Origin of the sequence: Pseudolysinimonas kribbensis (assembly GCF_039531715.1) — a bacterium.
GTDB classification, from domain to species: domain Bacteria; phylum Actinomycetota; class Actinomycetes; order Actinomycetales; family Microbacteriaceae; genus Pseudolysinimonas; species Pseudolysinimonas kribbensis.
The window spans coordinates 870720-891218 of record NZ_BAAAQO010000002.1 but is presented as its reverse complement, the minus strand read 5'-3'; the positions used below and the strand labels follow the sequence as shown (position 1 = coordinate 891218).

The 20499-nt window shown below is 70.8% G+C and carries 20 protein-coding genes; 4 read left to right on the top strand and 16 right to left on the bottom strand.

All coding sequences use genetic code 11. From position 1 onward, the window contains the following. Positions 1-35 precede the first annotated feature (35 nt). The gene (locus ABD285_RS05065) at positions 36-2531 is read right to left on the bottom strand and encodes an ATP-dependent Clp protease ATP-binding subunit (RefSeq protein ID WP_284254186.1); all 2496 of its coding nucleotides are present in this window, start codon (positions 2529-2531) and stop codon (positions 36-38) included. A gap of 183 nt (positions 2532-2714) precedes the next feature. Here ABD285_RS05065 and ABD285_RS05060 point away from each other — a divergent pair, with 183 nt between their 5' ends. Next, on the top strand, positions 2715-3713 hold the full coding sequence (locus ABD285_RS05060) for a pirin family protein (RefSeq protein WP_284254185.1): 999 nt from the start codon (positions 2715-2717) through the stop codon (positions 3711-3713). A gap of 168 nt (positions 3714-3881) precedes the next feature. Here ABD285_RS05060 and ABD285_RS05055 read toward each other — a convergent pair whose 3' ends face one another. From ABD285_RS05055 to panC, 4 genes are all read right to left on the bottom strand, one after another. After that, positions 3882-4064, bottom strand: a complete 183-nt coding sequence (locus ABD285_RS05055; protein WP_284254184.1) for a hypothetical protein — start codon at positions 4062-4064, stop codon at positions 3882-3884. 119 nt (positions 4065-4183) lie between these two features. After that, positions 4184-4306, bottom strand: coding sequence for a hypothetical protein (locus tag ABD285_RS05050; RefSeq protein WP_284254183.1), 123 nt, complete (start codon positions 4304-4306; stop codon positions 4184-4186). A gap of 13 nt (positions 4307-4319) precedes the next feature. Further along, positions 4320-5828 carry a lysine--tRNA ligase gene (gene lysS / locus ABD285_RS05045; RefSeq protein ID WP_344200790.1) on the bottom strand — a complete coding sequence of 503 codons (1509 nt, stop codon included), beginning with the start codon at positions 5826-5828 and terminating at the stop codon, positions 4320-4322. A gap of 8 nt (positions 5829-5836) precedes the next feature. Beyond that, entirely contained in the window at positions 5837-6679 is an 843-nt protein-coding gene (panC, locus tag ABD285_RS05040; RefSeq protein WP_284254182.1) for a pantoate--beta-alanine ligase, read from the bottom strand. 59 nt (positions 6680-6738) lie between these two features. Between panC and ABD285_RS05035 the strand changes: the two genes are divergently transcribed. Then, on the top strand, positions 6739-8187 hold the full coding sequence (locus ABD285_RS05035) for a serine hydrolase domain-containing protein (RefSeq protein ID WP_344200786.1): 1449 nt from the start codon (positions 6739-6741) through the stop codon (positions 8185-8187). A gap of 18 nt (positions 8188-8205) precedes the next feature. On the opposite strand, the gene ABD285_RS05030 is transcribed toward ABD285_RS05035, so the two are convergent. Beyond that, positions 8206-9249 carry an alpha/beta fold hydrolase gene (locus ABD285_RS05030; protein WP_284254180.1) on the bottom strand — a complete coding sequence of 348 codons (1044 nt, stop codon included), beginning with the start codon at positions 9247-9249 and terminating at the stop codon, positions 8206-8208. Positions 9250-9308: 59 nt separating this feature from the next. On the opposite strand from ABD285_RS05030, the gene ABD285_RS05025 reads away from it, so the two are divergent. Further along, positions 9309-10061, top strand: a complete 753-nt coding sequence (locus ABD285_RS05025; RefSeq protein WP_425564962.1) for a 3-hydroxybutyrate dehydrogenase — start codon at positions 9309-9311, stop codon at positions 10059-10061. Beyond that, entirely contained in the window at positions 10058-10921 is an 864-nt protein-coding gene (locus ABD285_RS05020) for an alpha/beta fold hydrolase (protein ID WP_284254177.1), read from the top strand. The genes ABD285_RS05025 and ABD285_RS05020 overlap by 4 nt, the downstream gene beginning before the upstream one ends. Positions 10922-10970: 49 nt before the next feature. Here ABD285_RS05020 and ABD285_RS05015 read toward each other — a convergent pair whose 3' ends face one another. The 10 genes from ABD285_RS05015 to ABD285_RS04970 are packed head-to-tail and all read right to left on the bottom strand — an operon-like array spanning position 10971 to position 20486. Further along, positions 10971-11831 (bottom strand): fumarylacetoacetate hydrolase family protein, encoded by an 861-nt coding sequence (locus ABD285_RS05015; RefSeq protein ID WP_284254176.1) that lies wholly within the window; start codon positions 11829-11831, stop codon positions 10971-10973. A 49-nt stretch (positions 11832-11880) separates the two neighbouring features. Next, positions 11881-12807 (bottom strand): phosphotriesterase family protein, encoded by a 927-nt coding sequence (locus ABD285_RS05010; protein ID WP_344200782.1) that lies wholly within the window; start codon positions 12805-12807, stop codon positions 11881-11883. Then, positions 12804-13763, bottom strand: coding sequence for an alcohol dehydrogenase catalytic domain-containing protein (locus ABD285_RS05005; RefSeq protein WP_344200780.1), 960 nt, complete (start codon positions 13761-13763; stop codon positions 12804-12806). Before ABD285_RS05005 ends, ABD285_RS05010 begins: the two co-directional genes overlap by 4 nt. Then, positions 13760-14932, bottom strand: a complete 1173-nt coding sequence (locus ABD285_RS05000) for a hypothetical protein (protein ID WP_344200777.1) — start codon at positions 14930-14932, stop codon at positions 13760-13762. Before ABD285_RS05000 ends, ABD285_RS05005 begins: the two co-directional genes overlap by 4 nt. A gap of 15 nt (positions 14933-14947) precedes the next feature. After that, the gene (locus tag ABD285_RS04995) at positions 14948-15727 is read right to left on the bottom strand and encodes an IclR family transcriptional regulator (RefSeq protein ID WP_284254172.1); all 780 of its coding nucleotides are present in this window, start codon (positions 15725-15727) and stop codon (positions 14948-14950) included. Continuing rightward, on the bottom strand, positions 15724-16449 hold the full coding sequence (locus ABD285_RS04990) for an SDR family NAD(P)-dependent oxidoreductase (protein WP_284254171.1): 726 nt from the start codon (positions 16447-16449) through the stop codon (positions 15724-15726). Before ABD285_RS04990 ends, ABD285_RS04995 begins: the two co-directional genes overlap by 4 nt. Further along, positions 16446-17558, bottom strand: a complete 1113-nt coding sequence (locus ABD285_RS04985; RefSeq protein WP_344200772.1) for an amidohydrolase family protein — start codon at positions 17556-17558, stop codon at positions 16446-16448. The genes ABD285_RS04990 and ABD285_RS04985 overlap by 4 nt, the downstream gene beginning before the upstream one ends. Before the next feature lie 11 nt (positions 17559-17569). Next, complete coding sequence (locus ABD285_RS04980) at positions 17570-18739, bottom strand: ABC transporter ATP-binding protein (RefSeq protein ID WP_344200769.1); 1170 nt, start codon at positions 18737-18739, stop codon at positions 17570-17572. A 2-nt stretch (positions 18740-18741) separates the two neighbouring features. After that, complete coding sequence (locus ABD285_RS04975) at positions 18742-19572, bottom strand: carbohydrate ABC transporter permease (protein ID WP_344200767.1); 831 nt, start codon at positions 19570-19572, stop codon at positions 18742-18744. Then, complete coding sequence (locus ABD285_RS04970; protein WP_284254166.1) at positions 19569-20486, bottom strand: carbohydrate ABC transporter permease; 918 nt, start codon at positions 20484-20486, stop codon at positions 19569-19571. Before ABD285_RS04970 ends, ABD285_RS04975 begins: the two co-directional genes overlap by 4 nt. Between the last annotated feature and the right edge of the window lie 13 nt (positions 20487-20499).

Below are 20499 nucleotides of genomic sequence, written 5' to 3'. Positions count from 1 at the left end.
GCACTGGGCGTTTTTGGCTAGGGGATCGCGCGGGGTCAGGCCTCGATCGCGGCGACCGGCTCCGGGAGCTCCTCGCGGCCGGGCTGACGCCCGGTCTCGAAGGTGAACTCGCCGCCGTCCGGCCCGGGCACGAAGTCGACCCGCACGTGGTCGCCGGCCACCAGCTCGTTGTGCAGGATCTTCTCCGAGAGCCGATCCTCCACCTCGTGCTGCACGGCACGGCGCAGCGGGCGGGCACCCATCGTGGGCTCCCAGCCGAGCTCGATCAGCCGGGCCTTGGCGGCATCCGAGACCTCGATCGTCATGTCGCGGTCGAGCAGGCGCTCGGCCAGCCGCTTGATGAACAGCCCGACGATCTGCTTGAGCTCGTCCTGGTTCAGCTGCGGGAAGACGATCGTCTCGTCGACGCGGTTCAGGAACTCCGGCTTGAAGTGCTTCTTGAGCTCCTCCACCACCTTGCCGCGCATCGCGCGGTAGGAGTTCTCCGAGCTGCCCTCGAGCGTGAACCCGACGGGGCCGCCCGTGATGTCCTTCGTGCCGAGGTTCGTGGTCATGATGATCACGGTGTTCTTGAAGTCGACGACGCGGCCCTGGCCATCCGTCAGACGTCCCTCCTCCAGGATCTGGAGCAGCGAGTTGAAGATGTCCGGGTGCGCCTTCTCGATCTCGTCGAACAGCACGACCGAGAACGGCTTGCGGCGCACCTTCTCGGTGAGCTGGCCGCCCTCCTCGAAGCCGACGAACCCGGGAGGGGCGCCGAACAGCCGCGAGACGGTGTGCTTCTCGCCGTACTCGCTCATGTCGAGCGAGATCAGCGCGTCCTCGTCGTCGAACAGGAACTCCGCGAGCGCCTTGGCCAGCTCCGTCTTGCCGACGCCCGTGGGGCCGGCGAAGATGAACGACCCGCTCGGACGCTTCGGGTCCTTGAGCCCGGCGCGCGTGCGGCGGATGGTCTTGGCGAGCACCGAGATGGCCTCCTCCTGACCGACAACGCGCTCATGCAGGGCCTTCTCCATGAAGATCAGGCGCGAGCTCTCCTCCTCGGTCAGCTTGAAGACCGGGATGCCGGTCGCGTTCGCGAGGACCTCCGCGATGACTCCCTCATCCACGGTGCCCGACGCGGCGACGTCTCCGCTGCGCCACTGCTTCTCGAGGCGCAGCCGCTCGCCGAGCAGCTTCTTCTCCTCGTCGCGCAGCGACGCGGCCTTCTCGAAGTCCTGCTCCTCGATCGCGGCCTCCTTGCTGCCGCGGACGCCGGCGATCTTCTCGTCGAACTCGCGCAGCTCCGGCGGCGCCGACAGGATCGACAGCCGCAGGCGCGCGCCCGCCTCGTCGATCAGGTCGATGGCCTTGTCGGGCAGGAAGCGGTCGCTCACGTAACGGTCGGCGAGGTTCGCCGCCGCGACGATCGCGCCATCCGTGATCGACACCTTGTGGAACGCCTCGTACTTGTCTCGGAGTCCCTTGAGGATGTTGATGGTGTGCGGCAGAGACGGCTCGTGCACCTGCACGGGCTGGAACCGGCGCTCGAGCGCGGCATCCTTCTCGAAGTGCTTGCGGTACTCGTCGAGCGTGGTCGCGCCGATCGTCTGCAGCTCGCCACGGGCGAGCAGCGGCTTCAGGATGCTGGCCGCGTCGATCGCGCCCTCGGCGGCGCCGGCACCGACGAGGGTGTGGATCTCGTCGATGAAGGTGATGATGTCGCCGCGGGTGCGGATCTCCTTCGTCACCTTCTTGAGGCGCTCCTCGAAGTCGCCGCGGTAGCGCGATCCGGCGATGAGCGAGCCGAGGTCGAGCGTGTAGAGCTGCTTGTCCTTCAGCGTCTCCGGCACCTCGCCGCGGACGATCGCCTGCGCGAGCCCCTCGACGACGGCGGTCTTGCCGACGCCGGGCTCCCCGATCAGCACGGGGTTGTTCTTGGAGCGGCGGGAGAGGATCTGCATGACCCGCTCCATCTCCTTCTCGCGCCCGATGACCGGGTCGAGCTTGCCGTCGCGCGCGGCCTGCGTCAGGTTGCGGCCGAACTGGTCGAGGATCTGCGAACCCTTGTCGGGCGTCGCGTCGTTGCCTCCGACGGCCACCTGCTCCTTGCCCTGGTAGCCCGAGAGCAGCTGGATGACCTGCTGGCGCACGCGGTTGAGGTCGGCGCCCAGCTTCATGAGCACCTGCGCGGCGACGCCCTCGCCCTCGCGGATCAGCCCGAGCAGGATGTGCTCGGTGCCGATGTAGCTGTGACCGAGCTGCAGCGCCTCGCGCAGCGACAGCTCCAGCACCTTCTTGGCGCGCGGGGTGAAGGGGATGTGGCCGGTCGGCTGGGTCTGCCCCTGCCCGATGATGTCCTGCACCTGCTCGCGCACGGCGTCGAGCGAGATCCCGAGCGACTCCAGCGACTTGGCCGCGACGCCCTCGCCCTCGTGGATCAGCCCGAGCAGGATGTGCTCGGTGCCGATGTAATTGTGGTTGAGCATCTTCGCCTCTTCCTGGGCGAGGACGACCACCCGGCGGGCCCGGTCGGTGAAACGCTCGAACATGATCTGAAACCTCTCGTCAGGCACCGGTCGGGCGGTGCCTTGCATTGAGAGTAACGAGGGGGTCGGCCCGGGTGATCCCGTGTTCGCCGTGGGCGTGAGGGGTGTCGCGAGCCCCGTCGGCGTGCCGGTGGCGCACCCCCGTCCGCGGCCCCGCGTCGCCGCGCCGAGTCGTAGGCTCGCCGCGTGAGCAACCTCGAGGTCGAGCCCGCGGAGCTCGTCTGCGACGAGCCCCTCGCCGGCCGCGGAGTCGAGATCCTCGAGCCGCGTGACGTGCCGCTCGGCGGACCGCGCGCGATGCACGTGCGGCGCACGCTGCCGCAGCGGGCGCGGTCCCTCATCGGGGCGTGGTGCTTCGCCGACTCGTACGGGGGCGACACCGGCGAGGAGACCGTCGGCGCCGACGACCGCAGGATGGACGTGCCGCCGCATCCGCACACCGGCCTGCAGACGGTCAGCTGGCTCTACGCCGGCGAGATCGAGCACCGCGACTCGGTCGGCAGCCGGGAGCTCATCCACCCCGGGCAGGTCAACCTCATGACGGCGGGCGCCGGCATCCAGCACTCCGAGGAGTCCACGCCGGGCTCGGTGCGGCCGCACGGCGTGCAGCTGTGGACCGCGCTGCCGGATGCGCACCGCTTCACCTCGCCCTTCTTCGAGCACCACGTGCCGGCGCCGATCGCGGTGGGCGATGCGACGCTGCGGGTGTTCGTCGGAACACTGCACGGCGCGACCTCCGCCGTGACCGCGTTCACGCCGCTCCTCGCCGCGCAGTTCGACCTGCCCGCCGGCGGTCGCGTCGAGCTGACCGTCGACCCCGCGTTCGAACACGGCCTGCTCGTGGATGCCGGATCGCCGACCCTGCAGGGCGTCGCGATCCCGCGCCATCACCTCGGATACGCCCCCGCCGGCTCCGCCGCCCTGACGATCGCCGCGGGCGACGAGCCGCTGCGCGCGCTGCTCATCGGCGGGGTGCCGCTCGGCGAGAGCATCGTCATGTGGTGGAACTTCGTCGGACGCAGCCACGACGAGATCGTGGCGTTCCGCGAACGGTGGCAGGCCGACGTCATCGCGGGCGGCGATCGCGCCGGCACCTTCGGCTCGATCGACGGCTGGGCCGACGGGACGGCGCTTCCGGCGCCGGAGCTGCCGAACGTGCGGCTGCGGCCCCGCGACCAGCCCTAGCCGCGCCGCGCCTCTCGTCGCGTCGCTCGTGGCGGCGCGGTGATCCGATCGCGGTTTCGCCATCGGATGCGTCCCGCGCGGCATCCCACGGATCCCGAGACCATGATCGGTTCGAGAAGGCCGTCCACGAGCACGGCCGGCATCGGCATCCGGCACCCGGGATCCGGCTCAGGGACGCGCGGAGTGCTCCTGCGCGAAGCGAGCGCGCTCCTCGGCTTCGATGCGCGAGTAGGCGCGGCGCTCGTCGCGGTCCGCGCGCACGATCATCCGCATCACGAACCAGAAGATGAGGCCGAGCACGACGGTGGGCACGAGGGACCAGATGATCCCGCCCCACACCTCGGCCGACATGCGGTCAGCCTAACCGCGGCGGCTGAGTCAGCGCTGCGCGAGGAAGAACGCGACGGCGATCACGACGACGATGAGCGCGAGGCCCGCATACATGACGATGCGCGAGGTGCGGCGGTCCATCAGCCGCCCCGCGAGAGCAGGCTCAGGATGCCGTCGCCGATCAGGAAGAGCCCGATCGCCGCGAGCGCGATCCAGACGACGATGCGGGTCGTCGTCGGACGACCGCCCGGATCCTGAGCCATCGCGGTATCCCGTCTACTTGACCAGCGGGAACAGGATCGTCTCCCGGATGCCGAGGCCGGTCAGCGCCATGAGCAGCCGGTCGATGCCCATGCCCATGCCGCCCATCGGCGGCATGCCGTGCTCCATCGCGGTGAGGAACTCCTCGTCGAGCCGCATCGCCTCGTCGTCGCCGCGGGCCGCGAGCTTCGCCTGCTCGACGAAACGCTCGCGCTGCACGACGGGATCGACGAGCTCGGAGTAGCCCGTGGCCAGCTCGAAGCCGCGCACGTAGAGGTCCCACTTCTCCACCACACCCCGCATCGCGCGGTGTTCGCGCACCAACGGAGAGGTGTCGAGCGGGAAGTCCATGACGAACGTGGGACGGTGCAGCGTGCCCTTGACGAAGTGCTCCCACAGCTCCTCGACGTACTTGCCGTGCGTCGCGAGCTTGACCTCGACGCCCTCCTTCTCGGCGAGCGCCGCGAGCTCGGTCAGCGGCGTCTCCGGCGTGATCTCGACGCCGGCGGCCTCGGAGAGGGAGTCGTACATCCGGATGCGGTCCCACTCGCCGCCGAGGTCGTACGCCGTGCCGTCGGCCCAGGTCACCGTGTGCGATCCGGCGACGGCCTCGGCCGCATCCTGGATCAGCTCCTGGGTGAGCGCCGCGATCGAGTCGTAGTCGCCGTAGGTCTGGTAGGCCTCGAGCATCGCGAACTCGGGGCTGTGCGTGGAGTCCGCGCCCTCGTTGCGGAAGTTGCGGTTGATCTCGAACACCCGGTCGATGCCGCCGACGACGGCGCGCTTGAGGAAGAGCTCGGGCGCGATGCGCAGGAAGAGCTCGGTGTCGAAGGCGTTCGAATGCGTGACGAACGGACGCGCGCTCGCGCCGCCGTGCACGGTCTGCAGCATGGGCGTCTCGACCTCGAGGAAGTCGTGGCGCGCGAACGTGGAGCGCAGGCTCGCGACCGCCTTGGCCCGCGCGCGGACCGTGAAGCGCGCCTGCTCCCGGGCGATGAGGTCGAGGTAGCGCTGCCGCACGCGCGTCTCCTCGCTCAGCTCGGAGTGCAGGTTCGGCAGCGGCAGCAGCGCCTTCGAGGCGATCCGCCACTCGCGCACGAGCACGCTGAGTTCGCCGCGGCGCGACGAGATGACCTCGCCCGCGACGAAGAGGTGGTCGCCGAGGTCGACGAGCTCCTTCCAGCGCTGCAGCGACTCCTCGCCGACCTGGTCGAGCGAGACCATCGCCTGGATGCGGCTGCCGTCGCCCGACTGCAGTGCGGCGAAGCACAGCTTGCCGGTGTTGCGCAGGTGCACGATGCGGCCGGCGACGCCGACCTGCACGCCGGTCGTGTCGTCGGCGCGCAGGTCGGCGAAGCGCTCGCGCAGCTGCGGGATGGTGTGCGTGACCGGCACCGAGACCGGGTACGCCTGCTCGCCCTCGGCGAGGAGGCGCTCGCGCTTGGCGAGCCGGACGGCCTTCTGCTCGGCGATGTCCTCGAGGGTCTCCTCGGGAGCGTCCGCGGGGGGCAGGTCGGCGGTCATGGGGGCCTCTAGGTCAGGTGGATGGCGTCGTTGTCGATCAGCCGCGCGGGGCCGACCCGGGCGGCGACGAGCATGCGCGCGGTGCCGCGGTAGCCGGCGTCCACCGGGCGGAAGGTGCGCGGATCGACGACGGCGAGATAGTCCAGCTTAACGAGGCCGTCGCTCGTCAGGACCTCGCGCGCGGCGGCCAGCGCGGCATCCACCCCATCGCCGGCGGCATCCGCGGCGGCACGCAGGGCGGTGCTCAGCGCGACCGATGCCCGGCGGTGCTCCTCGTCGAGGTAGCGGTTGCGGCTCGAGAGCGCGAGGCCGTCGTCGGCACGCACCGTCGGCACGGGCTCGACCGTGACGGGCAGGTCGAGGTCGCGCACCATCCGTTGCACGAGGAAGAGCTGCTGCGCGTCCTTCTGGCCGAAGAGCACGTGGGTGGGCTGCACGATGTGCAGGAGCTTGGCGACGACGGTGAGCACGCCGTCGAAGTGCCCGGGCCGCGACGCGCCCTCGAAGGTCTCGGCGACGGCACCCGCGTGCACCGTGACCTGGGTCGGGCCGTCGGGGTACATCTCGGAGGCATCGGGCGCGAACACGAACTCGACCGCGCGCGTCGCCAGCGCCGCGAGATCTCCGCTCGGGTCGCGCGGGTAGCTGCTCAGATCCTCACCGGCCGCGAACTGGGTGGGATTGACGAAGATCGAGACGACGACCGTGGCGGCGACCTCGCGGGCCCGGTCGACGAGCGCGAGGTGACCCTCGTGCAGCGCCCCCATCGTCGGGACGAGCGCGACCGGACCGCGACCGGCGAGCGCGGACCGCATCCCCGCGATGGTCGTGACGACGACGGACTCGCTCATCGCGACCTCCTCCGCGCCTGCGGCGCCCCGACGATGCTAGCGGCGTAGGCTCCGTCGCGATGGCCGCGCCCGTGCTCCCCCGTTCCACCCCGACCGCGGAGGGCATCGACCCCGCGGCGATCGCCTCCCTCGTCGAGGCCGCCGAGCGCGGCCGGCACGGCCTGCACAGTCTCATGGTGGTGCGGCACGGCGCGGTCGTCGCCGAGGGATGGTGGACGCCCTTCGCCCCCGACGTGCGCCACCTCGTCCACTCGGTGTCCAAGAGCTTCCTCTCCACCGCGATCGGCATCGCGCAGGAGGAGGGCATCCTGTCGATCGACGAGCCGGCCGTCGACTTCTTCCCCGGTGTCGACGGACCGCGCGACGTGCTCCTGAAGCACCTGCTCTCGATGTCGGGCGGGCACGACGCCGACACGATGGACCTCATGCGGCTGCTGCCCGGCGAGCACTGGCCGCGCATCTACTTCGCGTCGCCCTTCATCTATCCCCCCGGCGAGCATTTCGTCTACGACTCCGGCGGCAGTCATCTGCTGAGCGCCGCCCTGCAGTCGCGCACCGGGATGCCGCTCCCGCAGTTCCTCGAGCCGCGCCTGTTCCAGCCGCTCGGCCTCGACACGCCGCCCTGGGCACCGTCGCCCGGCGGCGTCAGCCTCGGCGGCACCGGCATGTCGCTGCTGACGGAGGACATCGCCGTGCTGGCGGAGCTGTACCGCCGGGGCGGGCGGTGGTCCGATGGGGACGGCGGCGACCGGCAGCTGGTGCCGCAGGCCTGGGTCGACGAGGCGACGCGGGCGCACGTCGACAACGGGCCGAGCGCCACCGTGGACTGGGGTCTCGGCTACGGCTACCAGTTCTGGCGATCGCGGCACGGGTACCGGATGGACGGCGCGTTCGGGCAGTTCGGCCTCGTCATCCCGGAGCTCGACCTCGTGGTCGCCATGACGGCGGGCACGGCCGACAGCGCGTCCGAGCTCCAGCTGGTCTGGGATCACCTGCTGCCCGGCGTCGATCGGGCGCACGGCCCCGCCGCCGACGGAGCCGGCGACGATCAGCTCGCCCGCCGCCTCGGCTCGCTCGAGCTCGCGGCGCCCGAGTTCCTCGCGGCACCGCCGGCCGCGGCCGCCCGCGTCTCCGGCCGCGCGATCGCCCTGCCCTTCACGACCCTCGGCATCGCCACCGCGACGCTGCACCTCGACGGCGACCGCACGACTCTCGAGACCGTCGGCACCGACGGGTCGGTCGAGCGGCTCGGCGCGGCACGCACCGCATGGGTCCCGGGCGAGACCCGGCTCTGGCCGCACCCGGAGCTGACCTCGACCCGCACCGGGACCCGCGCCGGCTGGGTCGATGACGCCGCGTTCGAGGTGCACGAGCAGTGCATCGAGTCGGCGGCACGGCGCATCTGGCGGTTCGAGTTCGGCGACGGCGACGACGTGCGTCTCACCGTCGGCCTCGACCTGCCGTTCTGGACCCCGCGCACCGAACGGGTCGCCGGCCGCCTGGCCTGAGGCGACGCTCCGCCCGAGTCAGCCGACGAGCTCCTCGAGGGCGGCGCGGACCCGATCCGGATGCTCCAGGTGCGGTGAGTGCCCGCACTCCTGCAGCAGCCGCTCGGTCACCGCGCCGCCCGAGGCGCGGTACCCGTCGAGCACGGCGCGCGTCTGCGACACCATCGGCTGCGCGGGTGCGATGTCGTCTCCCGGCCATCCGGGGATCGCACCGAGGGCGCCCAGCTGGTTGAGATCGAAGAGCGAGGCGTCCGACACGATCACGTCGGCGGCGCCGTGCACCCACAGGATCGGCGGCTTCACGGCAAGGCCGGTGATGCCGCTGAGGTCGAGGTGATCGGGCGTCATCGTGTTGAGCACGCCGTGCTCGCCCGGGGCGAAGCCCGGCCAGTTGGCGCTCGGGCGGCTGTCGCCGGGGTAGTTGCCGACCCCGGTCGCGGTCGAGAGCATCGACTCGACCCAGAGATCCTCGTACTCGTCCCGGTGGCCGGCGTGCACATAGGCCGTGCGGTAGACGGTGCGCGGCGACGCCGGGCCGTCGCCGGTGTCGCCGGATTCGAGGGCTGCGACGAAGTCCGGGTTGCCGCCTCCGCCGCCGGTGCCCGCGGCATCCGGGGTCAGGCGCGAACCGTCGAGCGCGGTGCCGCCGAAGCCGTACGGCGAGACCGGCGACTGCAGGGTGAGCGAGGCGACGGGATGGTCGAGCGCGTACTGCAGCACGACGCCGGCGCCCATGCTCCAGCCGAAGAGATGCGGCGCGCCGGCCGGCCCGAGCGCCTCGACGGCGGCGAACAGGTCGTCGCTGTAGTCGCGCAGACCGCGCGTCGCGTCGACCGGTGCCGTCTCGCTGTCGCCGAAGCCGCGGAGGTCGACGGCGACCACGCGCCACGAGCGCGGCAGCGAGAGCATGAACGGCTGGAAGAACAGCGCCGACGAGACGTTGCCGTGCACGAGCACGACGGGCGTGCCGGCGTCGTCGTCACCCTCGCGCTCGAGGACGTTGGTGCGGATCCGGGTCGTCGGGATCTGGCGGGACGCGATGCCGGGGAGCAGAGTGGACACGGTTCTCCTTCGGGCGGGTGCGTGCTCACGTTAACCCGGCCACCTCGGTTGCGGAAGGGATGCGGATGGCGGAGCTCGACGGTCGCACGGCGGTGGTCACGGGAGGCGGCAGCGGCATCGGGGCGGCGATCGCGGAGCGGCTCGCCGCCGACGGCGCGCACGTGCGCGTGATGGATCTGGATCCCGCCGCCGCGACGATGGTCGCCGACCGGATCGACGGCGAACCCTGGGTCGTCGACCTCGCCGACACGAGCGCGGTGGCCGCCCTCGCGCTGGACTGCGACATCCTCGTCAACAACGCGGGCATCCAGCGCGTCGCCCCGCTCGAGGAGTTCGAGCCGGAGGCCTTCCACCGCCTGATCGCCATCATGCTGGAGGCGCCGTTCCTGCTGATCCGGGCCGCGCTGCCGGCGATGTACCGCCGCGGCTGGGGGCGCATCGTCAACGTCTCGTCGGTGCACGGCATCCGGGCCTCGGAGTACAAGTCGGCCTACGTCGCTGCCAAGCACGGGCTCGAGGGGCTGTCGAAGACGGCGGCGCTCGAGGGTGCGCCGCACGGGGTCACGAGCAACTGCGTCAACCCGGGATACGTGCGCACCCCGCTGGTCGAGAAGCAGATCGCCGACCAGGCGCGCATCCACCGGATCGCACCGGAGGACGTGGTCGAGACCGTGCTGCTCGAGCGCGCCGCGATCAAGCGCCTCGTCGAACCCGACGACGTCGCCTCGCTCGTCGGGTGGCTCGTCTCGTCGCACGCCGACATGGTGACGGGGGCGTCGTACACGATGGACGGCGGGTGGAGCATCTCGTGAGCACCCACCGCACGCGCACCGTGACCGTCGACGGCGGCGAGCTGACCGTCGGCGAGTGGGGCGATCCCGGCGCGCTGCCGCTCATCGCCATCCACGGCATCACGTCGTCGCATCTCGCCTGGGCGCACGTCGCGGCCGCGCTGCCGGAGCGCCGCGTCATCGCGCCCGACCTGCGTGGACGCGGGCGCAGCAACGAGCTGCCCGGCCCGTACGGGATGCCGCGGCACGCCGCCGACCTGCTCCGCCTTCTCGACGACCTCGGCCTCGAGCGCGCACAGCTCACCGGGCACTCGATGGGCGCGTTCGTCGCCGCGGCGACCGCGGCGCTCGCACCGGATCGGGTGAGCTCGGTCGTGCTCGTCGACGGCGGTCTGCCGCTGCGCGATCCCCCGGGCGGGGATGTCGAGGCCGCCGTGCGCGCCTCGCTCGGCCCCGCGCTCGAGCGGCTGTCGATGACGTTCGCCGACTCGGCCGCGTACCGGGCGTTCTGGGCCGCGCACCCCGCCTTCGGCGGCGAGTTCGACGCCGAGATGCTGGCCTACATCGACTACGACCTGGTGGGCGATCCGCCCCATCCGTCGAGCAAGGCCGACGCGGTCGCACAGGACTCGGTGCAGTTCTACGGCGACCCGCCGGCGCAGACGATCGACGCGATCCGCGCGCCGATGCGCCTGCTGTGGGCGCCGCGCGGGTTGCTGAACGAGACGCCCGGCATGTACACCGGCACCGAGCTCGCACGCTGGCGCGAGCGGTGGCCGGCCATCGCGATGCGCGAGGTCGACGATGTGAACCACTACACGATCCTCATGTCGGCCCGCGGCGCCGCCGAGGTCGCGGCGGAGGTGCGGCAGGCGGGCTAGCCGACGGCGGGGTCGGCGTCGGCCACCGCAATCGCGTCGATGCGCCGGCTCACGCCGCGTCCGCCTCTTCGACCACGCTCTGCTCGATCCGTCCGAGTCCGTCGATCTCCATGGTGACGCGATCCCCCGGCGCGAGATAGGGATAGCGGCGGGAGAGCGCAACGCCCTCCGGCGTGCCGGTGAGGACGACATCCCCCGCCTCCAGCACCATGTACCGGCTCAGGTCGCGCAGGATCGCCGCGACCGGGAAGACCATGTCGGCGGTGGTCGAATCCTGTCGCGGCTCCCCGTTCACCCAGCTCCGCATCGTGAGCGACTGGATGTCGCCGACCTCGTCCGGGGTCGCGATCCACGGACCGATCGGCGCGAATCCCGCAGCGCTCTTGCCCTTCGACCACTGGCCTCCGGAGACCTTCAGCTGATGCTCGCGCTCGCTGAGGTCGTTGGCCAGCGCGTAGCCGGCCACCGCGTCGAGCGCCGTCGCATCGTCGGGCGCGTGGCGCAGCTCGCGACCGAGCACGACCGCGAGTTCGACTTCCCAATCCGTATGCCGCGACCCGGGCGGCAGCACGATCGGATCATTCGGTCCGACCACCGTGTTCGGCTTCTTGAAGAAGACGACGACATGCTCGGGAGCCGATGCTCCCGACTCCGCCGCGTGGGCGGCGTAGTTCATCCCGACGCAGATGATCGAGGGCGGCTTCGGGACCGCCGCACCGATCCGCTCGCCCTCGATCGACGTCGGCGACAGCGCGCCGGCCGACAGCGCGCGCCGACAGCGCGCCACGCCGCCGGATGCCCAGAACGACGGGTGCAGGTCGTCGGTGAGCGGACGCAGGTCGTAGAAGACGCTCCCATCCATGACGACGGGCCGCTCGTGTCCCGCTTCCCCCACCCGGAGGAACCTCATCGCACTGCGCCTCCTCGCGGCGTCGCCGCGTCGCGGCGCATCGCCCCGGTCACGTGCGCGGCTCCAGCGCCTCGGCGATGTTGGCAGTGGTCAGGCGGTGCAGCTGCGCCTCGTCGAGCCCGCGTTCGGCCAGCAGTGGCACAAAGGAGTTCAGCAGCCACGAGTAGCCGTGACCGCCGAACGTCGCGAGCTGCGTCTTCGCCGAAATGTCGCACCCGAGCACGACACGGTCACCGTATCCCTCGCGCACGAGGCGGGCCACGCTGTCCGCGCGCACCTCGTCGGACGGATAACCGGAACCCGCATAGCCGACGTTGTCGACGCTGAGGTAGACCCCCGTCGCCGCGATCTCGAGCAGCAGTCGGTGGTCGACGCGGTCTCCGAGGTGACTGATGATGAGCCGGTCCGGGGCGACGCCCGCGTCTCGGAGGAGTTCGATCTGGGCCAGCGCGAGTTCTCCGAAGTGGGTCGTGTGGGTGAGGATCGCGACCCCGGTCTCCCGATGCGCGCGCGCCGCAGCACGGAACACCCGCTCCTCCGCGGGGCTGATCGCCCCGCGCTCCGTGCCGATCTCCCCGATGACGCCGGCCCGCACATCGGTCCCGTCGACTCCGCTCGAGATGCCCGCGATGAGGTCCTCGGCGAGATGTGGGACGGTCTTCTCGAAAACCTCCCGGGGGTACAGGCGCTCCCGGTACCAGCCTGCGCCGAGCACCAGGCGCACGCCCGACCGCTCGGAGATCCGGCGGAGTGCGAGCGGATCGGTGCGGATGCCGACCGTGCTCGCGTCGACCATCGCACCGCCGCCGGCGGCCCGGAACGCCTCGAGTTCGGCGGTCGCGACGTCCTCGTCATCGAAGATGCAATCGTAGGAGGAGATGAGCCTCCAGTAGTCCCAGAGCACGTGTTCGTGGCTGTGGGTGACGCCGAGGGATCCGGGAGCGACCGGTCCTGTGACGGTCATGATGTCCGTCATGCGATCTCCTCGGGGACGAGAACGGTCTTGATGGTGGTCGGCACGGTCGTCAGCAGTCGGGTGAATGCCTCGACGCCCTCGCTCAGCGGTCGGACCTCGTACCATTCGCGCCGCACGTGCCCGACGAGCTCGACGGCGGCGGCGAAGTCGGCGTCCGTGTAGCAGAAGCTGCCGATCACACGCTTCTCGTTCCGGATGATGTCGCGGCCGTCGAAGCCGGCGTCGTCCGAGTGCAGGCCGATGAAGACCGCGGTGCCGTCCGGCCGGATCGCTTCGACGGCTGCGGCCCGCGTTCCCCCGGTGCCGACGGCGTCGAACACCACATCGAACTCGCCCTCGAGGCTCTCCCCGACGGCATCGGCACCGGCCGTGAGCGCGACGGCGGCCCGCTCCGGGCTCAGGTCGACGACCTCGACATGGCCGATTCCAGCCGCCTTCGCCACGACGGTCACGGCGACTCCGACCATTCCCGATCCGATGATCCCGACTCGCTCGACATCCTTCGTCGTCTCCCGCACGAGACGGAGAGCATGGACCGCGTTCGCGAGCGGCTCAACGAGGGCGGCTGCCTCCAGCGGCGTGCCTTCCGGGAGCACGTAGCAGTTGCGTGACGGGACGGCTGCGTACTCCGCGAATCCTCCGGGGCGCTGAATGCCGAGCAACACCCTGTTGCGGCACACGTTCACCGAGCCGCGACGGCAGGAGTCGCAGTGCCCGCAGTACACGAGCGGGTTCACGACGACGCGGGCACCATCCGAGACGCGGGTACCCGCGAACTCGTGCCCCATGATGAGCGGCGGACGCCGGAACGGGCTCTGCGACGCGAAGCCCTCGAGTTCGGAGCCGCAGATGCCGACGGCACCGACGCGGACGATGGTCTCATCCTCACCGGCGTGCGGCGCACCCACCTCCTGCAATTCCAGAGTGAGCGGTGCGGTGTAGACGACGGCTTTCATGATTCCCTTCCTTCAAGGCGATCGACGACCTCGATGACGGCGGTGGCCAGAAGCTCGCCGTGGCCGGGGAGCAGGGCCATCGGGTTGACGGTCAGGACGCCATCCCATGCCTCGGACTCACCGAGCACGACCGGGACGGCACGTGCCGCCAGCGCGCGTGCGACGGCGTCGGCGCCGTCGCGGCCCCCCTCCACTCGGATCCGGAGCATCGGCACGTCGAGCGCGTCGTCGCGGAGGCGCTCGACGGCGAGACCGGCGGCCCCCAGCGTCTCCTCCGCACGATCGAGCTCGGCGATCCCGGGGAGCTCGTCAGCGCCGGGGTCGCGCAGGTAGCGTTCGACGGCGGCGACGAGGCCCACGAGCTGCTCCCGGCCGACCTTCATCGGGCGGGACGGGCCATGCCGCGGCGGCGTCGGCGAGGTGCGCGGAACGGCTGGCGACCACGTCGTCGGACGCTCGTCCATGTCCTGCTGGTGCACGCCCGCGAGCGACACCCAGTCGGCGGTCCCGCAGAGCAGGCCCGAGGCCTGCGGTCCGCGGAATCCCTTGCCCCCGGACACGGCGATGAGATCCGCACCGTCCGCGAGGAATCGCCGGAGCCGGTCGACCGGCGGCACGTGCAAGGCGCCGTCCACGATGACCGGGATGCCGTGCGCGTGCGCGATCGCCGCGGTCTCGGCGAGAGAGAGCAGGTCGCCGGAGCGCCCCGGCCGGAAGAGCACGGCCGCGACCGACTCATCGAGCACGCGCTCCAGCTCGCCCGGATGGCTGCTCGCCGGATAGCCGATCTCCAACAACCGCGCACCGGCCTGCTCGACCGCGCGGTCGTAGGGATCTCGATGCGCCTTCTGGATCACCACCGTCGAGCGCGCGCCGACGACCACGGGCAGTCGATCGATCGCCGCTTCGTCGCCCTGAGTGAGCGCGATCGTCGTCGCGAGGTGGAGGGCTGCGGCGGCGCCGGAGGTCACGTAGCACGCGGGGATCTCCAGGAGAGCCGACAGCCGAGCGCCCGCCGCCGCCTGCAGTTCGTCCAGGCGGACCGGGTGCCGGAAGGCCGCGCGCATCGCGTCCCACACCTCGTCGGCGAGAGGCAGTCCCCCGAGCCGGGTGGCGGGGCCGACACCATTGACGATCGGCCGGAGGCCGGGGGTGTCAAGGAGATCCATCTCAGTCCTTCCTGTTCACAGGTCGCGGGAGATCGCTGCCGCGGTGCTCGTCATGATGTTGAGCATTCGAGGGTCCGGGGTGACGGAGCGGTTGAGGCGGGCCACCGGCGTCGAGCAGCTGATCGCAGCGACCACCGAGCCGCGCCGCTTGACGGGCACCGCGAGGCAATACAGGCCGAGGGTGTACTCGCCGCTGTCTTCGGCATACCCGAGGACGCGGATGCGCTCCAGCCTGGCCTTCAGCTCGTCGTGCCCCGTCACGGTGTGCTGGGTGTACCGCGAGAGCCGCACCCCCTCGAGGCGACGGTCGAGCTCGTCGGACGGCAACGCCGCCAGCAGGACCTTGCCGAGGCCGGTCGTATGCGCGGGCAGCCGGTTGCCGACGTCGGAGACCAGACGGAACGCCTGCGGCGACTCCTCCTTGGCGATGTAGACGTTGTCGAGTCCATCGAGGATGGCCATCTGCACGGTCTCCCCGAGGACGTCCCGCGCGTTCCGCAGGTGAGGCAGGGCGACGCGCGCCGTGTGTGCGGCCTGCGTGTACGACTGGCCGGCCTCCCAGACGCCCACGCCGATCCGGTAGACCTTCCCCTCCGGGTCGTAGGAGAGGAACCCGCGGTCGGTGAGGGCGCGCAGCAGACCATGGAGGCTGCTCTTCGGGTAGTCGAGCGCGTCGATGAGTGCCGTGAACCCGAGCCCGTCCCGCTGCCGGGAGATGAGCTCGAGGAGATCCATGACGCGCTCCGCCGATTTGATGGACCCGCGCTGATCGGGCTTCTGCGTGTCGTCCGTCATCGTCCGAGCACCATTCCCCCGTTGACACCGATGAGTTGACCCGTGATGTAACCGGCATCGGCGGATGCCAGGAAGCCGATCGTCGCCGCGATCTCAGCAGCCGTCCCCGCGCGCCCGACGAGGGATCGCTCGACGCGCACGCGGTCGAACTCCTCCGTGACCCGGTCCCCGAAGAACTCCGTGTCGGGCACGTAGCCGGGCAGCACCAGATTCGCGGTCACGCCCTGCGGCCCGAGCTCCTGCGCGAGCCAGTACATCCACGCATGGAGCGCCGCCTTCGCCGCTCCGTACGAGCCGCCGTAGCCGCTGCCGAGCTGCGCACCGATCGAACCGAGCCCGATCACCCGGCCGCCCGGGCGCGCGATCCGGGACTTGAGCGCTTCGACCAGCAGCACGGCGGTCATCAGGTTCTGCTGAACGTCGGCGTTCCAGTCGTGCGCGACCTCGTCGAGACCGACCGGGTTCGTCGCAGGCGTCCCGCCGGCCGCCGCAACGATCACGTCGACGGCCCGTGGCCCGACGGCGGCGGCGACGGCGCTCGCCCCGTCCACCGTCGAGAGGTCGGCGGGGACGGCGCGCCCGCCCACCTCGGCGGCGAGCGCCTCGAGCGGTGCCCGGCGACGGCCCAGGAGATAGAGCTCGTCGCCCGCATCCGCGAACCAGCGGGCGGCTGCCCGGCCGATCCCGCTCGCGGCTCCGCTCACCACGACCAGCCTGCTCATGCGGGCACCCCCCTCGGTTCCACCAGGTCGCCGCCGATCATCGTCGCGACCGGCCGCAGGACGCGGTCGCCCTCGAAAGCCCGGCCGAAGCCGTCCTCGAAGGACTGCGGGCCCTCGGCGAGATCGAAGATCGCGAGGTCGGCGGCCGCCCCGGAACGCAGGGTGCCGATCCCCGAAGCGTCGAGGCCGAGCGCCCGCGCCGGCGCCAGCGTCGCCCGCAGGAGCACGTCCGGCAGCGGCATCCCCAGCGCCATGAGCCGGGAGAGAACGAGCGGCAGACTCACCACGCGCGTGCGCGAGTAGGCGTGCAGGTCACTGCTGATCGTGTCGGGCGCGAACCCGAGCCCGAGGAGCTTCCGTGCGACGTCGGCGCTGAACCCGGATGCCCCGTGCCCGATATCGAAGACGACGCCGCGTTCCCGGGCCTCCCGCGCGCCCGCGCGAACCGCGTCGCCGTCCAGGAGGGTGTTGCCCTCCCAGCCGGTGAACGCATGCGTGAGGATGTCGCCGGAGCGCAGCGTGGCGAGGATCTCGTCGACCGCGGCAGGAGACGGTCCGAGATGGACCATGAGCGGCACGCCGAGGTCGTCGGCGGCGGCGCGAGCACGGCGCAGCGCCTCGGGGGCGTTGTCTCCGCCGACGTCGTGCGATGCCCGCACCTTGACGCCGACGATCACATCCGCATTCGCTCGCGCGCAGGCGACGGCGACCGACGCATCGCTGTAGTGCAGCGCCTTCAGCTCTCCACCGAGCCGGATGCTCGTGGTCCCGACCGATGCGATGTTGACGAACGCCCGCACCCGGACGGCGCTCGTGTCGATCGTCGTCGCGCGGAACGCAGGGAAGAGGTGGCCACCGGCACTGCCGGCGTCGATGATCGTCGTGGTGCCGCCTGAGGGCCCGATGTCGTCCGGATCGAGCCCCAGATCCTGGCCCCGGAACACGTGAGCGTGCAGATCGACGAGACCCGGTGTGACGAGGTGTCCGGACGCGTCGATCACCCGGTCGGTCGGACGGCCGTCGGGTTCAGCGAACCGCCCGTCGACGATGACCAGGTCGCGGCGCTCGATCACGCCGCCATCGGGGTCGTAGACGTCTCCCCCGCTCACGAGCACTCTCGTCATCGAGCCGCGACCGCCGGTTCCAGCCGCTCGCCGCTCGCCGGGTCGAACCACGACGCGCCCGCGAGACTCAGGCTGATCGCGCACGGATCGCCGACGGCGAGGTCGACCTCACCGGGGATGCGCGCGTAGTAGAGGTCGCGCACCGCGCCGGCACCGAGCGTCGCGGCCTCCGCATCCCCGAACCGGAACCCCACGACCGTCTCGGCGCCGAGGCGCTCGACGATCGCGACGTGCCCGTGGAGTCCGTCTCCCCCTGACGCGGCGAGAGCGATCTTCTCCGCGCGGACGCCGAGAGTCACGGATTGCCCCGCCGCGACCGGGGCGTCGGAGACGGGGAGGATGCCCGCATCCGGGATGCGCACCCCGCCGTGCGCGACCTCGACGGGGATGAGGTTCATCGCGGGCGATCCGATGAAGCGAGCGACGAACGCGTTGGCGGGGCGCTCGTAGATCTCCGTCGGGGTTCCCTGCTGCTGGATGATGCCGCCGTCCAGCAACACGATCCGCGTCCCCATCGTCATCGCCTCGACCTGGTCATGGGTGACGTAGACGAACGTCTTGCCGACCTTCTGGTACATCGTCGAGATCTCGATGCGCATCTGCGACCGCAGCTTCGCGTCGAGGTTCGAGAGGGGCTCGTCGAGCAGGTAGATCGAGGGGTCGCGAACGAGCGCGCGGGCCAGTGCGACGCGCTGTCGCTGGCCGCCCGAGAGCGTCTTGGGGCGGCGATCGAGGAGTGGGGTGAGCTCCATGATCTCCGCGATCTCGGCCACCTTGCGAGCGACCTCCGGCAGGCGCATCGCGCGCCGGCGCTCGATGGACCAGATGCCGGGGATGTGCTGCCACCAGCGGAAGCGGTCCATGAGAAGCGGGAACGCGATGTTCGCGCGCACCGTGAGGTGCGGATACAGGGCGTACGACTGGAAGACGAACGCGATGTTGCGCTCCCGGGGCTCCAGCTCGTTGACTCGCCTGCCGTCGAAGAGGAGGTCGCCGGAGCTGATGTCGATGAGGCCGGCGATCATCCGGAGCATGGTCGACTTCCCGCAGCCGGAGGGCCCGAGCAGCACCAGGAACTCCCGGTCCGGGATCTCCGCCGTGAAGTCGCTGATGACTTCTGAGCTGCCGAACGACTTGCTCACCGACGAGAACGTCAAGGCGGGCATCTTCACCCCTTCACTGACCCGGCCGTGAGGCCGCTGACGATATGACGCTGAACGAGCAGGAAGAACACGATCGCCGGGATCGTGAACACGATGGCCGCCGAGAAGACGGTCGAGAGCGGGGTGATGAACTCCCCGATGAAGGACGAGAGCCCGACGGACGCGGTCCACTTGTCCCGATCCTGGATGAACGTCGAGGCGAAGAGGTATTCGTTCCACGCGTCGAAGAACATGATGACGGCGGCTGCCGCGATCGAGGGCGCCGACAGCGGCAGCATGATGCGGAGCAGGATGACGAAGCGGGGACAGCCGTCGACGCGTGCCGCCTCCTCGATCTCGTAGGGGATCGAGTCCATCGCCGACTTGACGATCCACACCGCCACCGGCATGACGAACGCGGTGTCGGCGAGCACCAGTCCCACGAGGCCGTTGAGCAGACCGAGGCCGGCGAAGAGGGCGTACAGCGGCACGATGAGCAGCGCCTCGGGCAGCATCTGCGTCGCGAACAGGATGAAGCCCACGACTCCCCGGCCATGGAAGCGGTACCGCGAGAGCCCGTAACCGGCGAGCACGGCAAGGAGCAGGCTGAGGAACGTCGTGCAGAACGCGACGATCGAGCTGTTCGCGAGCCATTGCAGGAGCGGGACCCCGCTGGTGAAGACGTCGAAGATCTGCGGCGTCCGGGTCACATCCGGGATCAGCGGCTGGCCCGTGAAGAGCTGATCGCGCGGGGTGATCGCCGTGTCGTACATCCAGTAGATGGGGAACCCGGCCAGCACGATCAGCACCAGGATGATCGCGATGCGGGCGATCGGAGGGAATCGGCGGCGCCTCATCGGGCGTCCTTTCGCGCGTCGCTGCGGTCGGACAGGAAGTAGACGACGGTCACGACCATCGACAGGCACAGTCCGAGCATGCCGATGGCGGCCGCCTGGCCGAGCTGGGAGTTCTGGAAGGCCTCGCGGTAGACGCTGATGACGATCGTGTTGGTCGTGTCGATCGGACCGCCACCGGTCAGGAGGTAGATCACCTCGAAACGGCGGATCGACCAGATCGTCATGAGCAGCGCCACGATGCGCAGGGTCGGGACGATGTGCGGGAGGGTGACGGTGCGGAAGACGTTCAGGCGGTCGGCTCCGTCGACCCGCGCCGCTTCCCGCAGCTCGCCCGGCACGCCCTGCAGTGCGGCGAGCACGACGAGCATCACGAACGGGAAGACCTTCCACACGCTCACGAGCGTTACCGAGAGCAGCCCGAGCTTGGGGTCGAGCAGCCAGCCCTGGGCTCCGATCCCGAGCGCTTTCGTCGCCCGGTTGGCGACCCCGCTCTCGACGTTGAAGATCCAGATGAAGACGAGCACCGCCGCGACCGACGGCACGGCCCACGGGATCGTCAGAAGGGCCCGGAAGACCGCCCGGCCGCGGATCCGCTCGCTCAAGGCGACGGCGGCGACGGTGCCGAACAGGAGCGACCCGATCACGGTGCCCGCGGTGTAGAGCAGGGTCGTGAGGAGCGAGGAGTAGAACGCACCGCTCGTGAGGAGGTCGCCGTAGTTCTTCCCTCCGACGAACTGCCCGCCGTCGGGATTGAGAAGCGTCGCGTCGGTGAAGCTGAACCACAGGCCGCGTGCCATGGGCACGACCATGAAGAACAGCAGGTAGATCGCGGCAGCCCCCACGAAGAGGTAGGGCGCGATGGCTGCCGCCGCGTTCCGGCGGCGGATCCTCGAGGTCGGCGCGGCCGTCGTCATCCGGTGTCCTTCA

Excerpts from the sequence above, each read along its gene's own strand:
- ABD285_RS04975 (WP_344200767.1), bottom strand. The coding sequence starts at position 19,572 with ATGAGGCGCCGCCGATTCCCTCCGATCGCCCGCATCGCGATCATCCTG.
- ABD285_RS05000 (WP_344200777.1), bottom strand. The coding sequence starts at position 14,932 with ATGGATCTCCTTGACACCCCCGGCCTCCGGCCGATCGTCAATGGTGTC.
- panC (WP_284254182.1), bottom strand. The coding sequence starts at position 6,679 with ATGAGCGAGTCCGTCGTCGTCACGACCATCGCGGGGATGCGGTCCGCG.
- ABD285_RS05050 (WP_284254183.1), bottom strand. The coding sequence starts at position 4,306 with ATGGCTCAGGATCCGGGCGGTCGTCCGACGACGACCCGCATCGTCGTC.
- ABD285_RS04970 (WP_284254166.1), bottom strand. The coding sequence starts at position 20,486 with ATGACGACGGCCGCGCCGACCTCGAGGATCCGCCGCCGGAACGCGGCG.
- ABD285_RS05005 (WP_344200780.1), bottom strand. The coding sequence starts at position 13,763 with ATGAAAGCCGTCGTCTACACCGCACCGCTCACTCTGGAATTGCAGGAG.
- ABD285_RS05055 (WP_284254184.1), bottom strand. The coding sequence starts at position 4,064 with ATGTCGGCCGAGGTGTGGGGCGGGATCATCTGGTCCCTCGTGCCCACC.
- ABD285_RS05065 (WP_284254186.1), bottom strand. The coding sequence starts at position 2,531 with ATGTTCGAGCGTTTCACCGACCGGGCCCGCCGGGTGGTCGTCCTCGCC.
- ABD285_RS04980 (WP_344200769.1), bottom strand. The coding sequence starts at position 18,739 with ATGCCCGCCTTGACGTTCTCGTCGGTGAGCAAGTCGTTCGGCAGCTCA.
- ABD285_RS05035 (WP_344200786.1), top strand. The coding sequence starts at position 6,739 with ATGGCCGCGCCCGTGCTCCCCCGTTCCACCCCGACCGCGGAGGGCATC.
- ABD285_RS05015 (WP_284254176.1), bottom strand. The coding sequence starts at position 11,831 with ATGAGGTTCCTCCGGGTGGGGGAAGCGGGACACGAGCGGCCCGTCGTC.
- ABD285_RS05010 (WP_344200782.1), bottom strand. The coding sequence starts at position 12,807 with ATGACGGACATCATGACCGTCACAGGACCGGTCGCTCCCGGATCCCTC.
- ABD285_RS04995 (WP_284254172.1), bottom strand. The coding sequence starts at position 15,727 with ATGACGGACGACACGCAGAAGCCCGATCAGCGCGGGTCCATCAAATCG.
- ABD285_RS05025 (WP_425564962.1), top strand. The coding sequence starts at position 9,309 with ATGCGGATGGCGGAGCTCGACGGTCGCACGGCGGTGGTCACGGGAGGC.
- ABD285_RS04990 (WP_284254171.1), bottom strand. The coding sequence starts at position 16,449 with ATGAGCAGGCTGGTCGTGGTGAGCGGAGCCGCGAGCGGGATCGGCCGG.
- lysS (WP_344200790.1), bottom strand. The coding sequence starts at position 5,828 with ATGACCGCCGACCTGCCCCCCGCGGACGCTCCCGAGGAGACCCTCGAG.